Here is a 13,711-nt window from a genome sequence, read left to right as displayed (position 1 = left end):
GGACGCTCAAAAGATGGGACTGCCTCATTCTCCTGATCCTATGCTGGGAGGGCAATGCGCCGATCCCGTAGAGAAGCAAGGGCCTGCGAAAGACGTCGATGCCGGGCATATGGAAAGGCTCGAAGCGCTTGACCTGAACACGCCGAATAGAGAAGTTGAGTGATATCAGCAGGTTGTGAATCCATCGGATTTGCGAAGATTCGATGAAGAGCACGATGCCCTGGACTGATATCACCCGGCGCGGCTATGCCCGCGAGGCCGCGCGCTATGCAAGTGATCTGAGCGACGGGGAATGGGCGCTGATCGTGCCCTTGCTGCCTGGACCGAAGCCGGTCGGGCGACCGCGCGTGGCGAACCTGCGCGAGGTGATGAACGCGATCCTCTACATGGCCTCGACGGGCTGCCAGTGGCGCATGCTGCCGAAGGACTTCCCGCCCTTCACCACGGTGCAGAACTATTTCTACGCCTGGCGCGATATGGGCGTGCTGCGCGCCATCAACAACACCCTCGTCATGGAGGCCCGAGAGCAGGAAGGCCGGGAGGCAAGCCCGTCCGCCGGCGTCATTGACAGCCAATCCGTCAAGACCACCGAAAGCGGCGGCATCCGGGGCTTCGACGCTGGCAAGAAGGTCAACGGCCGCAAGCGCCATATCGTGACCGACACCGGCGGACTGCTGGTCGGCCTCGTCGTCCACAGCGCTGCGGTTCAGGATCGCGACGGCGCGGCGCTGGTGCTGAAATCCATCGTGAAGCGCTGGCCGTGGCTGCGCCATGTCTTCGCCGATGGCGGCTATGCGGGCCCGAAGCTGAAGGGTGCGCTGAAGAGGATCGGCCGCTTCGCGCTGGAGATCGTCAAGCGAACGGACAAGGCAAAGGGCTTCGAGGTGCTGCCGCGCCGATGGGTGGTCGAACGGACCTTCGCGTGGCTCGGACGCTGCCGCCGACTGGCCAGAGAATTCGACAGAACGATCGCCTCCGCCGAGGCATGGATCTACGTCGCCAGCATCCGCCTGCTCACCCGGCGGCTCGCAAGACCATGAAATCCAGCCGTGTTTTCTGATTCAGGTTCTGAGAGCGACTGGTATATCGTCTCGTGCCGGTCGAGGGCCCGCGTTTCGAGCTCGGCATCATCGCCCGCAACAGCGAGGTGACGCCCGACCCCGCCGCGCGGCCGCACGGGGGAGGGTACCTCACCTTTGTGGTCGACGAAGTGCTGGTCGCCTTCGAGCAGGCCAGGGCCATGGATGCCGAAATCCTCGAGCCGCCGACCGATCTTTTCTACGGCCAGCGCCGAATGCTCCTGCGCGACCCCGCCGGCACCATTGTGGACGTGTCTTCGCCCGTGCCGCAGATGACGGCGTAGCGCCAGAACGGTGGGGAAGCAGGATATCGAGTACAGTCCAGTCGCGCATAGTTCTCGCTATGCGAAATGTACGCAGTGATAAGTTGTCGGATTGCCAGGCAACGACACGCCTCACTTGTCTTGTTATTCTAACTTATAGATTTCAAGCGGGCGGGGGTGTTCTTCGGCGCGATTGTCGTTGTGCGTTTCAACCGCATGAAATGTCTATTTCGCCGGGCTGGCTGGGATTGCCGATTGGTGCGGTGTCGAACACCGGATGAAACGTCGAAGTGGAAGAAGATATGGTTAGGTTGGGGCTAATTGCTGCGGGTTTTGCGATCTCGGCATTGTTTGTAACTTCAGCATGGGCCGATGCAAAAAGTGACTATTTTCGCGAGGTTGAACGCCAGGCCAAGGCCGCGGCGCCCATGACCTCCCAAAGCCTTCGGGAGCTTTACGCAGGGCGTTCATGGATTTGGGACAATGGCGCCGGCTATTTCTCCCAGGATGGAAGGCGCTTTGCCGCCTGGTCCCAGAAGGGCGCTTATTGGAGCTATGCCAAAGGCCATTGGTACACCACGGATAGTGGGAAGGTCTGCATGCGCGCGCTGTGGATTACGAAAATGCATATGGCGCCGAAAACAACCTGTTTTGTGCATCGAGAAAAGGGAGGCGTCATTTACCAGAAGCCTTCCCTGGGCGGGAAATGGTATATTTTCAGGAATAATCCATCTCGCTCCGACGATGCATCGAGGAAGCTACGGCAGGGCGACCTCGTCCAGAAACATGTGCAGCGGCTGGAAGCTGAACGCTGGCCATAAGCTGGTTTTCCATCAGGTATTTTAATGCTTTGAGCATGGCCGGATAACTGTCTGGCAAAGAGGGGGGTACGCTGGGCAATTCTATCCGCAGATCTGGAAATCCGCCCCGATTTTCCGGGAATGATGGAAGCACATGATGACAAAAAGGGGAGCGGCTATATGCCAGCTCTCGACGGTGTCCGAGCGATAGCAGTTATTGGGGTGCTTTATACCCATCTTGATCCAGGCAACCGCCGCGCTTGGAGCATCGCTGCTCGTCTTTCGGCACTCCGGGCTCACGTCCGAAAAAAAATCTGCAGCAAAATGTACTGTAGGACAAGTTTGCGGATTTTGAGGTAACGACATAATAGAAGAGGATCGATATTTAGTAAAATTCCCTATTTTTGTCTTTGTGAAAAGGCAGGTTTTACTTATGTAATATTAAATATTGCGGATGGATACTGTAACGGCGTACAGCAAGGAAAGAGAATTGGCTGGGATTTGGGTGGACATTCTTAACGACTCCCGTGCCGGGCAAGGTGGGTCTTCTTCAGCCGTGCCCAACTCGGCCGCAAAGGTCAATTCCGCAGCGGTCGACCGGCGCGTGCAGATCGATGGGCTGCGCACGATCGCGATGATCGGCGTTCTCTATGTTCATTTCTGCAATCCCAACCCCGCTCTCGAGCATGTGCGAGTATCGCTCTTCTTCGTCGTTAGCGGCTTCCTCATCACACACATTCTGACGCGCGCCCACGCGAGTGGATCCAGTATCAACGTCCTAAATTTCTATATCCGCAGATCGCTGAGGCTGTTTCCTGCGCTTCTTCTTGCTCTTTCCCTGGCTGCCATAATCAACATGCAGGACATTCGAGACAGCATCCTTTGGCACATGACACAGCTGTCGAACGTGTATTTTGCGCTCCACAAAACCTGGGAGCCTTGGGTGGCGGCTCACTTGTGGAGCTTGAACACCGTCGAGCAATTTTATCTGCTTTGCCCGATTGCGATCTTTTTCCTCGGCAGATCGGCTGTAACAGTGTTCTTCATAGCAGTGATGGTGGGATCCATCCTGTTGCGGGTCCATGCCTATGATCTGGGTTTCGACGGGTGGGTCAGCATCTTGTTTGCCTACGACCCAATCGCCGCCGGGGCGATTCTCGCTCTTCTGAAGGACCATCGCGAGATCCAAGCTGTGCTGCGGCACCCGGCCAACATTGCCCTCTCACTTTTAATCATATTCTCGCCACTTGCTTTCGGGAGCGACTTCGGCGAGACGGAGAGCTATCGCCTGCTCATCATCTATGCCTTGGTTTCAATTGTCTCGGGCGCCTATGTGGGGTTCGGCGGCATCGCCCGGCTGCTGCTCGACAATGGCGTTGTCCGCCTCTTCAGCCGGATCAGCTACGGCGTATATGTCTATCATTTCTTTGTATGGTGGATTGTCGCGGGCTATTTTCCCACTCTTTACGAGAAAAACTGGACGACCTTCTTCACCATGTCCGCTCTCACTATCGTCGTGGCGACGCTATCCTGGCTTTTCATTGAAAAACACTTCGATCGGATGAAGCACCGTTTCCCGGTCCAGAAGAGATTTGTGGAACCCGCCTGCCCATAGAAAATGACGGGCTGGCGGCAGCCGCGCCCGCAAACTAGCGGCGTACAAGCGCCGCTGCGGAAAAGTGATGTATGGGCCAACGGCAAGGGCATCGGGCGACGGAGGAACGCGCGATTGGGCTCACATCGGTCCGTTAAAATGACCGTTGGTATAAGCCCATCACAACAGCCCTAGACCTGCTGAACCGCTCTCACCTCGTCGGTTTCTTCCCACCAGTCGCCCAGCGCGTCGATCAGCGGCACGAGCTTGTGCCCTTCCGGGGTCAGGTCGTACTCGACGCGCAGCGGATAGCCGTCGAATTCCGTCCGCTGGACAATCCCCGCGCCTTCCAGCTTGCGCAGCTCGGCCGTCAGCATCTTGTGCGAGATGGTGAGGTTGTCCCGGCGCAGGTCGCTGAAGCGTTTGGTCCCGTCCTTCAGATAGTAGATCAGGAGCGTGGGCCAGCGTCCGCTCAAGACCTGCATCACTTCTTCGATGGGGCAACGCGAGACAAGATTTTTCATGGCGTGGCTCGTGGTTACGAAAAGGTGCGTAATTTACTTGCCTGTTGGCGCGGGTAGGGTCCGGTTCCGCTGCGCAGCGTGATCATCGGAAATCACGGAGAACGATTCATGGAACCGATCCTACTATACGGCTTCCCCTCGGGAAGCTCCATGGGGCTTGTTGCTGCCCTCGAATGGCTGGGCATGCCCTACCGGCTGTGCCGGGTCGACATGTTCGGCGAGATGCGCGACCCCGCCTACGGGCGGATCAACCCGCGCCATGAAACACCGGCCTTCATCACCGATAAGGGCCGGCCGCTGACGGAAACCATGGCGATCGCCGCGTGGCTGGAAGCCAGGGATACCGAGCGGCGCATAAGCTTCGATCCGCTCTCGCCGGAAGCCGACCGGATGCACCAGCTGATGGCCTTCGTGAACACCGGTTTCACCGGCGCGTCCGGCCCGCTTTGGGCGGCGATGGAAATGGAAGAGCCGGATCCCGCCATGCAGTCCGCCCTGCGGGCGTTCGGCCGCGAGGGCGTTATCGAACGCCACGACAGGCTCGAAGAAATGATCGGCGAAAGCACCTTCCTGCTGGGCGGGCGGCCGACACTGGCGGACGCCCTGCTTATCGGCGTGGCGCGCTGGCTCGACTTTCACGAAGTCGCGGACAGGAACGGATGGCCGAAGCTGGCCGCGCTGCGCGAGCGGCTGGAGGCCGATCCGGCGGTGATCTATGCGACGGCGCTGGAGGGCGGCGACATGCGCCCGGGAACGGGCGCTTGCCTGGGGCATGTTTCGCTCCCGGATGTCATCGAGCGGTTCGGAAAGAAGGAAGAGGAAGCATAATCCGGCACAACGTCCGGATTGTGCTTCGCGAAGCACCGCAATGGCAGAAACGTCACCCCGGCAAAGCCGGGGTGACGGATGCAGTGAGCACGCCTGAAGGCGTTCCAGGCGAACGCCGACGGTCCGCGATCACTTGTCGGTGGTGAAGGCGACCCAGCCGATCCTCTTCAGCGCGCCCTTCAGCTGCGGGCCCGCATAGCCACCGTCGGCGAAGACATGGCGCAGCCATGGCCAGCGCTTCACGATGGATTTCAGCACCAGCGCCGCGCCGTCGCGATCCTGAACCGCAGCGCTGTGGACGACGAGGCCGACCAGCAGTCCGCCGGTGTCAGTCACGATATGGCGCTTGCGGCCGTTGACCTTCTTGCCAGCGTCGAAGCCCCGGATGCCGCCGCTTTCGGTGGTCTTGACGGGCTGTCGATGACGCCGGCGGACGGGCTTGCCTCCCGGCCTTCCTGCTCTCGGGCCTCCATGACGAGGGTGTTGTTGATGGCGTGCAGCACGCCCATATCGCGCCAGGCGTAGAAATAGTTCTGCACCGTGGTGAAGGGCGGGAAGTCCTTCGGCAGCATGCGCCACTGGCAGCCCGTCGAGGCCATGTAGAGGATCGCGTTCATCACCTTGCGGTCGCCCGACCGGCTTCGGTCCAGGCAGCAAGGAACTACCGCTAAGGGCTCAGTCCGGGTTCGACCATGGCTCCTCGTTTCCTCCGACAAAGCCTGACGAACTGGGATGGCGCTGATGAAATTCCACCACCGACAGGCGCGCTTCCTCGCATTCTGTGGGCGTGCCCGTTGCGCTCGACATGCAGCGTCGGGCAGTCGCATAATTTCCGGCCTTCGGTCACTACACCGATGCCGTAGATGAGCGCGTGCGGCCAAAAAGGTCGCCCGGCAGGAAGCCGCTGGCATTGGCCCATTTCCAGGCGAGTAGCACCTTTCGCTGGATCGCAAAGGTGGTGAGCCCGAGCGCCACTCCGCCGATCACTGCAGCCGCGGTGAACACCCACCCAGGCATTGAAGTTTCAAAACCCGCCAGCAAGATCTCAGGTACGAACCGGTGCACGAGATAGATGTGGTAGCCGGCGGCGGCCACCGGCAGCACAGCGGCAGAGAGCCAGCCCGGCAACACAATCCGCGGCATTAAGAGGAGCACTGCCACAATGACAAACTGGAGGCCGTACTTCACCCAGGAGCCGATCCAGTTGCCTCCGTCATAGGCTACCAACGGCATAACGATGCCCGCGAGGGCAAGGACAAGCAGTCGTTGCCTGCGGCTTTCCGCCAGGGCCGCGCACCAGCCGAAGGAAAAGAGATAAAATACCCATGGCAAGGTGAAAATCTGCCGCCCGCCGATCGGCCAAAGCATTGGACCCGCAAAGCGGAAGGCAACAGCGCCGAGCAGAAGCAGAAGACCGAAGCGGAAGGCATCGGTTCTTGCAAAATCCCGCACCGCCGGAGCCAGAAACAGGCCCGCCAGGACGACCAGCGTTTGAGCATAGGCTTCGACAAACCAGTAAAGGAAGGGAAGCATAGAGTGCCGCCCGGGGTCCGCCAATCCGAAATTGCCGACCAGGAAAACCGACGCCCAGGGCAGATTTCCCCATGCCAGCGCGTAGCCGCACAGAATGAGGTAGTAGGGAACGAGAACGAGGCCGAGGGAGCGGAAGAAACGGGGGAAATCTCCCTTGTACAAGGTCTCTTTGCGAAAGCGTGCGATGTTGAATCCGATCAGCACCATCATCGCGGCTGCACCGCCAGGCACCGGCCACTGCGTCTCGTGCACGACGACGACGAGAAGGATCGCCAGTGCACGAATGAGAAGATCCGTGCCGATCGATGGTTTGCCCCTTTCCGCCGGTTCGAGCCGGGCGAGTTCGGCGGCAGACATTCTCTCCCATCCGATGGGAGCTTGCCCAAGCCGGCGCTCAAGGACCATTGTGATTTCCACATGCCGCAACGAGTCGCCGCAGAGCGAGACAAAGCTGTCGTTGTCCGAGACCTTTTGAGGAAAGAAGGCATTGCGAAACGCCTCTGCAACGCCCTCCTCGTCAGAGTGGTTGCCTTCAAGGAAAAGGTAGAGCGCTTCATAATCAAGCTTGCCCGTGGCAAGGCGCGGCAAACTCTGCAGATGGACCACTTCCACGCAGTTGAGCATCAGTCGGCCCGCCTCGGCAAGACAGGCTCGAACCTCCTCGGGGGCCTGCTGCGATGTGTAGGCTGCAAGCACCTTCTCATCATTGCCCACGACGGCGGCAGCGATGCCGTGCGATGCCAGCGCCTCTTCCAGCGCGTCGTGACCGATGCGGATGCCGGCGATCTTGGACATCCGCCGCTTGCGGCCGACGATGCGGAACAAACCATCCGCATCGCGGCAGGCAATGTCGCCGGTGTAAAGCTCGTCCACCTCCGGTCCGCGGATAAGATCGCCCCGCCCGGAAGCGTAGCCCATCATCACATTTGGGCCGCGATACACCAGTTCACCTGGCGTGTCGGGACCAGTAATCGTCCGGCCTTCTTGGTCGTGCAGGACCAGTTCGCCGCCCGGAATGGCTTGGCCAATGCGGTCCGACGCGGATCCGGCAAGGTGAGGCGGCAGATAGGCGATACGGGCGGTGGCCTCGGTCTGCCCGTACATGACGAAAAACTGCTTGTCCTCTGCGGCAAGGCTGGCATGGTAAGCGCGGACCAGATCGGGGGCCAGTCGTCCGCCTGCCACCGTCATGAAGCGAAGGCTAGAAGGGATGTTGGCGCGGAAGTCGATCCGCTCGAGCAACTCGTAGGTGAACGGAACACCCGCAAGATTGGTGCAGCGGTGTTCTTTAATCGCCTCAAGAAAGCTGTCTTCGAGCACGGAGCGACCGGAAAGATAGATGGCGGCGCCGACGGCCAGATGAGAGTTGAGCACAGATAGGCCGTATGAATAGTGAAGCGGCAAGACGAGCGCGGCACGGTCATCCGCGCCGAGGCCGAGATAGCTTGCAATCGCTTCGGCATTGGCTTCGATCGCCTTTGACGACAGCCGAACACCCTTGCCCTGCCCGGTGCTGCCCGATGTCATGAGCAAGAGAGCAAGATCGGGGTGAATCTCCTGTGGTTCCGTGTCCGCCACCTCAAGCCGCCAGCGGCCATCGATCCGGCGATATATGGCGTCGGGCGCGAAACGGTCCTCGAAGGAAGCAAATGCCGCAGGGTCGTCGGGGGGCAGCAGGGCCACCGCGTGCCCGCCGGAGCGCGCGCCCAGATATGCTATGATCGCATGTTCGGAAGCTGCGCCTTCGATCGCCACCAGTCCTTTCCGCTCACCGAGCCTGTCTCCGAAAGCCGTCGCGCGACGAGCGAGCTCCGCATAGGTAGCGACAGGTGATCCATCGATGATCAGTGACGGCGCTTCACCGAAACGCGCTATATCCTTTGCAAATCTCAATGACATTCCCGCTTCCGATCAACGGCCGTTTGCCCTCGCCAACAGGTTTTCGGATATATAAGCGGAGGACTTAGGTCAAGATTACGGGCTGGGGCTGTGGAGGGTGTTTTTTAGAGCGTCCTTCGTGCGTCCATTTGGACGCACGAAGGACGCTCTAACATTTTGAATCTACGCATCGTGCTTTCCGAAAATCGATTCCGATTTTCGGGCCGATGCTTTAGCAGGAAAGTTCAGACGAAGTGCTGGCAGCCTCGTCGACCGTCAGCATGATGTATGGCTCGCGCGTTACGTCCCATTGGCTAACGCGCGACTTCTGCAGCAAGCCGCCCGGCCTGCTGACGGACCGGCAGGAAAGGAAGTCGACGCCCTGAAGCAGGGATCCGATGCGTTCGCTGAGATGCGTGGCCTTGCGATGGGCTTCAACGGCACCCTTCGCGGCAGTGTTCGGCACCACTGGACGCATGGATCGACGATGCAATCGACTCCGAACTCATTCCGATCATGCGGTTCGCCCGCGTCCTGCGCAGGGACATCGATGCCGTCGACAACGCCATCGAGCTGCCTTGGAGCAACGGACAGGCCGAGGGCCAGATCAACCGCCTCAAGACCCTCAAGCGTTCGATGTACGGTCGGGCAGGTCCTGAACTGCTGAGGGCACGAATGCTGCCGCCGCTCCACACAAAGTGAGGAGGAACCATTTAAAATGCAAAGTGACACCAGCCGCAACTCCGGAGAAAACTGCGACGCACGCGTTGCTGAACACCGCTCGGGCAACGCCCTCCCGGCACTCGGCAACGTGCGCATCAACTGGCCCGGATTTGCGCCGCCGTTGACAGACGCGACATTCGGAGCATCTCGGGGGCGTTTGCTAGTGATCTCACTCACCGGCGGCAAAGCCCCCGGTGAGATGTATCAGGGTTTGTGAGTCAGTTGGTTTCCACCGCTTGCATGAGGGAGTCCACGAGCTCGTCGCCGATGTTCTGGCGCACCATGTCTGATACCGAACCGGTGGATTCGCGGAACGCGGCCATTTCCTCGTCGGTGAGATCGATCACCTCCAGCACACCCTCGATCTGCTCGCGCTGCGCGCTCGTCATCTCGTCCTGGAGCGACCACTGGAACGTCTCGGCATCCTCCAATACGCCGTCCACGACCTGCTGGAGATCTTCGGGCAGGCCGTCGAACCACTCCTTATTGATGAGGTTCACATTGGCCAGCAGGATGTGGTTGGTGTTGGTGAGGTATTTCTGCACTTCGTAGAAGCGCTGCGACAGGATATGGCCATAGGGGTTCTCCTGGCCGTCCACCACGCCCTGCTGCAGTGCGCCGTAGAGTTCAGGGAATGAGATCGGGGTCGGCGCGCCGCCGAGGCTCTTCCAGATCTCAACATGGTAGGGGTTCTCCATGACGCGGACGCGCAGGCTGTTCTTGGCAATGTCGTCTGGTGTGCGCACCGGTACCGACGAGGTCGTCAGGTTGCGGAAGCCGGCATTGTAGAAGCCGCCAAACTTCAGGTTCTTCTCCTCCAGAACGGCGGACAGCCTCGTGGTGAACTCGCTGTCATTGAGGATACGCCGCAGCTTCGCTGTGTCGGAGGGAAAGATGTAAGGAATGTCGAACACGGCGAATTCAGGAACGAACTGGACCGCGCCCGAGGTGGAGACCGGCACGAACTGGACATCGCCCAGAAGCAGGGATTCCATCAGCTCGCGGTCACCGCCCAGCGCCCCGCCCGACTGATGCTGGACGTCGATGCGGCCGCTACTCTTCTCCTCGATCTCGGCGGCGATCTTGTCGAATGTCTTGAACAGCGGATGCTCGGTGTCGGAGAGCGTATGGGCGAGGATCATCGTGTAGTCCGCGGCCGCGGCGGGGGCGGCGAGGATGCCGGCTAGGCAGGCGCTGGAAAGAAGGACGGTCAGGCGTTTCATGTGGTTTCCTCCGGTTTGGTTAGGACGCGCGCTCAGCGCGCCAGAGACGGCAACCACAGGGTCAACTGCGGAACATAGGTGACCGCTGTGAGGCCGATGAGAAGAAGCGCGAGCGGGGCGAGCAGGCCCTTGCAAATTTCGATGACGCTCAGCTTCGTGATGCCGCTGGCAATGTAGATATTGACCCCTACCGGCGGCGTGACGAAGCCGATGGCGAGGTTGACGACCATGATGAGCCCGAAATGGATCGGGTCCACTCCATAGGGTGCGACGATCGGCAGCAGGATGGGGGTCAGGACGATGATGGCGGCGAGCGTCTCCATCACCATCCCCACGCCGAGCAGGATGACGTTGATTAGGAGCAGCAGGATGAGCTTTTCGTCGACGATGCCGCCGATAAAGGCGCCGAGCGTCGCCGGCACCTGCAGGAGCGTGAGGACACGGCCGAAGGCAGCGCCCGTTCCCGCGATGATGAGGATTGGGGCGATGGTGAGCGCGGTGCTTGGCAGCGTGCGGAAAAGCTGGCCCAGCGTCAGCTCGCGGAAGACGACGACGGAAACAAAGGCGCCGTAGACGACAGAGACTGCCGCCGCCTCGGTCGGCGTGAAGGCGCCGGAATAGATCCCGCCCAGCACGAAGACCGGCGCTACGAGCGCCCAGAAGCTCTCGCGGAATGCCGTGAGGAACGGCACCTTGCCCGCGTCGGTGGTGATGCGGTCGCGGTTCCGGTGCCCATACCAGAAGGCATAGCCCATCAGGAGCACGCCGACGACGATCGCCGGAAAGATGCCGCCGATGAAGAGCGCGCTCACCGAAGCGCTCGCTGACATGCCGTAGATGATCATCGGGATGCTGGGCGGCACGATGACGCCGAGCGTGCCGGCAGCGGTGATTAGCGCTGTTGAGAACCTGAGATCGTAGCCGCGCCCGACGAGCAGGGGAATCGCCATCGAGCCGATCGCGGCCACCGTGGCGGGGGACGAGCCGGAGATGGCGCCGAACATCATGCAGGCGGCGACGCTCGACATGGCCAGCCCGCCCCGGAGCCGCCCGAGAAGGGCGTCGGCGAAATTGAACAGGCGGCGGGCAATGCCGCCCTGGGTCATGATATCGCCGGCAAGGATGAAAAGCGGCACGGCAAGGAGCGGGAAGGAATCGAGCGCCGTGACGATGCTGCGCACGACCTGGCCCGGATTGGTCGGCGCGCCGAGCCACCCGGGCAGGAGTGCCGCATAGCCGAGCGCGAAGGCAACCGGCACCGTGACGAGCATCAGCGACAGGAAGAACAGGAGAGCGAAAAGCGCATACATCGGCCTCTACTCTCCCTTTCCGCCGGTGCGCGACGGCCAGAGCGCCTGGACCGTGCGGAGGGCGGCCATGGAGAGCCCGACGGGCACCGCGGCGTAGATCAACCACATCTGGATGCCGAGACCCGGCGAGGTCTGGCCGATCGCCCGGATGCGAAGCACCAGCGGGATGCTGTAGACGGTGATGAGCACGAAGAAGACCAGTGCGCTTACGTGGGAGATGACGGTGAAGAACCGCAACGAGCGTGGGCCGAACATGACTGGGAAAAGATCGACCGATATGTTGCGCGCCTCGCGCACGGCGAGGCTGACGCCGATGAAGGTGCACCAGATGAGGAGATAGCGCGCCAGCTCCTCCGACCACACAAAGGGTGAGCGGACGATGTAGCGCATGACCACCTGGCTCGCCAGCAGTGCCACGAGCGCGGCAAGGATCGCCGCCACGATGTAGCGCTCGGTGTTCTTCTCAAGAAATGTCAGCATACCGCGCATGGCTCCTCCCGCTGGCCGCAAATCTTGGCGCTCACTCCACGTCCAGGATCTTCGTCGGATTCAGGATGTTGGCAGGGTCGATGGCGCGCTTGATCTTGCGCATAAGATCGAGCTCCCCCGGCGAGCGCGAGAAGGGCAGATACGGTTTCTTGGTGGTGCCGATGCCGTGTTCTGCGGAGATGGTCCCTGCGAATTCGCCCACGAGACCGTAGACAACCGCGTTGATTTGGGAAGCCGGCTGCGGCTCCGCGCCGGGCACATGGGCGATGATGTGCAGGTTACCGTCGGCGATATGCCCGTAGAACAGGCTCCGGCAGCCGGGAATGTCGGCCGCGAGCTTGTCGCGGCAGCGCTGGGCATAGGCTTCCATGTCGCCGACGGCCAAGCCGATATCGAAGGCCATGTGCGGCCCGAGCACCAGCTTGAAATCGGCCGCTGCGTCGCGCGTCGCCCAGAAGGCCTGCACGTCCGACAGGGATTGCGACACGGCCGCGTCCTCTATCGTGCCGGCCTCGAAAGCGCCCTCCGTCCACGACTGGAAGCGCGGACCGTCCACGCTCTCGTCCGTGCCCTGCGCCTCCACGAGCACGTAAAAGGCATGTTCCTTCGCCAGCGGATCGCGCACGTTCTGCACTTTCCCGGTCGCGACTTCCCAATAGTCGGGCCACATCACCTCGAAGGCCGAAAGCGTCGGGCCGAGGCGGCGGCGGGCGCTCGTGAGCAGGGCCAGAACAGAATCATAGTCGGCAAGCCCGCACAGGGCGGCCATGGTGTGGGCGGGTTTTGGGAAGAGCCGCAGCACTAACTTGGTGATGACGCCGAGCGTACCTTCGGAGCCGACGAAGAGCTGCCGCAGGTCGTAGCCCGAATTGTTCTTCAGCATCTTGTTGAGATTCGAGATGATCGTGCCGTCCGGCAGCACCACCTCCATGCCTAAAACCATGTCGCGCGCCATGCCGTAGCGGATGACGCGGTTGCCGCCGGCATTGGTCGAGACGTTGCCGCCGATGGCGCAGGAGCCGCGCGCGCCGAGGTCGAGAGCGAAATAGAGATCGGCTTCATCGGCCGCGGTCTGGACGACCTGCAGCGGCGTCCCCGCCAGAACAGTCATCGTGGAAGCGGCCGGATCGATCTCGATTACGCCGTTCATGCGCTCCAGCGAAAGCGCCACGCAGCCGTCGAGCGGGCGCGCCCCGCCGCTCAATCCAGTCAGCCCGCCTTGCGGAACGACCGGTACACCGAGCGCTTGGCAGGTCTTCATGACGATCGCCACGGCTTCGGTGGTCTCCGATCGCACGAGGATCGCCGGTGCGTTGGGCGCGAGCGAGCTCCAGTCGTTTCGGTTGCGCACGGGAATGTCAGCGCCTGCAAGCACCGCTTTCACACCGAGCGCCGCCGACAGGTTTTTGTACACCTGCCGGATCGCTTCCTCTGTCATTCCTACTTGTCCGCCCGTCCCTGTTGGCA

At 61.2% G+C, this 13,711-nt stretch carries 11 protein-coding genes and 2 pseudogenes; 6 read left to right on the top strand and 7 right to left on the bottom strand.

The window, feature by feature from the left end:
* The first annotated feature begins 215 nt into the window (after window positions 1-215).
* The 4 genes from N1058_RS19185 (at window position 216) to N1058_RS19170 (ending at window position 3,757) form a co-directional block, all read left to right on the top strand.
* Window positions 216-1,040: an IS5 family transposase gene (locus N1058_RS19185; RefSeq protein ID WP_265519201.1), complete on the top strand. Its 825-nt coding sequence runs from the start codon at window positions 216-218 to the stop codon at window positions 1,038-1,040.
* A gap of 53 nt (window positions 1,041-1,093) precedes the next feature.
* Window positions 1,094-1,363, top strand: a complete 270-nt coding sequence (locus N1058_RS19180) for a VOC family protein (protein WP_265519200.1) — start codon at window positions 1,094-1,096, stop codon at window positions 1,361-1,363.
* 269 nt (window positions 1,364-1,632) lie between these two features.
* Window positions 1,633-2,163: a DUF995 domain-containing protein gene (locus N1058_RS19175; protein ID WP_265519199.1), complete on the top strand. Its 531-nt coding sequence runs from the start codon at window positions 1,633-1,635 to the stop codon at window positions 2,161-2,163.
* 469 nt (window positions 2,164-2,632) lie between these two features.
* A complete protein-coding gene (locus tag N1058_RS19170) occupies window positions 2,633-3,757 on the top strand; it encodes an acyltransferase family protein (RefSeq protein ID WP_265519198.1) in 1,125 nt (374 codons plus the stop codon).
* Between the two features lie 170 nt (window positions 3,758-3,927).
* Here N1058_RS19170 and N1058_RS19165 read toward each other — a convergent pair whose 3' ends face one another.
* Window positions 3,928-4,260 (bottom strand): winged helix-turn-helix transcriptional regulator, encoded by a 333-nt coding sequence (locus tag N1058_RS19165; protein WP_265519197.1) that lies wholly within the window; start codon window positions 4,258-4,260, stop codon window positions 3,928-3,930.
* Between the two features lie 108 nt (window positions 4,261-4,368).
* Here N1058_RS19165 and N1058_RS19160 point away from each other — a divergent pair, with 108 nt between their 5' ends.
* Window positions 4,369-5,088 (top strand): glutathione S-transferase family protein, encoded by a 720-nt coding sequence (locus N1058_RS19160; RefSeq protein ID WP_265519196.1) that lies wholly within the window; start codon window positions 4,369-4,371, stop codon window positions 5,086-5,088.
* Window positions 5,089-5,244: 156 nt separating this feature from the next.
* Here N1058_RS19160 and N1058_RS19155 read toward each other — a convergent pair.
* Together N1058_RS19155 and N1058_RS19150 are read right to left on the bottom strand one after the other, a co-directional pair.
* A pseudogene (locus N1058_RS19155) lies at window positions 5,245-5,741 on the bottom strand (IS5 family transposase); the annotation flags it as partial.
* A 193-nt stretch (window positions 5,742-5,934) separates the two neighbouring features.
* On the bottom strand, window positions 5,935-8,520 hold the full coding sequence (locus N1058_RS19150; RefSeq protein ID WP_265519195.1) for an AMP-binding protein: 2,586 nt from the start codon (window positions 8,518-8,520) through the stop codon (window positions 5,935-5,937).
* A 308-nt stretch (window positions 8,521-8,828) separates the two neighbouring features.
* On the opposite strand from N1058_RS19150, the pseudogene N1058_RS19145 reads away from it, so the two are divergent.
* Window positions 8,829-9,201, top strand: a pseudogene (locus N1058_RS19145) (ISL3 family transposase); the annotation flags it as partial.
* A 239-nt stretch (window positions 9,202-9,440) separates the two neighbouring features.
* Here the strand turns inward: N1058_RS19145 and N1058_RS19140 are convergent.
* From N1058_RS19140 to N1058_RS19125, 4 genes are read right to left on the bottom strand one after another with little or no spacing between them, the layout of a single operon-like run.
* Window positions 9,441-10,445, bottom strand: coding sequence for a TRAP transporter substrate-binding protein (locus N1058_RS19140; protein ID WP_265519194.1), 1,005 nt, complete (start codon window positions 10,443-10,445; stop codon window positions 9,441-9,443).
* Between the two features lie 32 nt (window positions 10,446-10,477).
* Window positions 10,478-11,755 (bottom strand): TRAP transporter large permease, encoded by a 1,278-nt coding sequence (locus N1058_RS19135; RefSeq protein ID WP_265519193.1) that lies wholly within the window; start codon window positions 11,753-11,755, stop codon window positions 10,478-10,480.
* Window positions 11,756-11,761: 6 nt separating this feature from the next.
* Window positions 11,762-12,235, bottom strand: a complete 474-nt coding sequence (locus tag N1058_RS19130; protein ID WP_265519192.1) for a TRAP transporter small permease — start codon at window positions 12,233-12,235, stop codon at window positions 11,762-11,764.
* A 40-nt stretch (window positions 12,236-12,275) separates the two neighbouring features.
* Window positions 12,276-13,682 (bottom strand): FAD-binding oxidoreductase, encoded by a 1,407-nt coding sequence (locus N1058_RS19125; RefSeq protein WP_265519191.1) that lies wholly within the window; start codon window positions 13,680-13,682, stop codon window positions 12,276-12,278.
* Window positions 13,683-13,711: the final 29 nt, after the last annotated feature.

This window comes from Nitratireductor luteus, assembly GCF_026162365.1.
Classification (GTDB): domain Bacteria; phylum Pseudomonadota; class Alphaproteobacteria; order Rhizobiales; family Rhizobiaceae; genus Chelativorans; species Chelativorans luteus.
The sequence above is the reverse complement of the archived record's forward strand: the minus strand, read 5'-3'. Positions and strand labels throughout refer to the sequence as shown.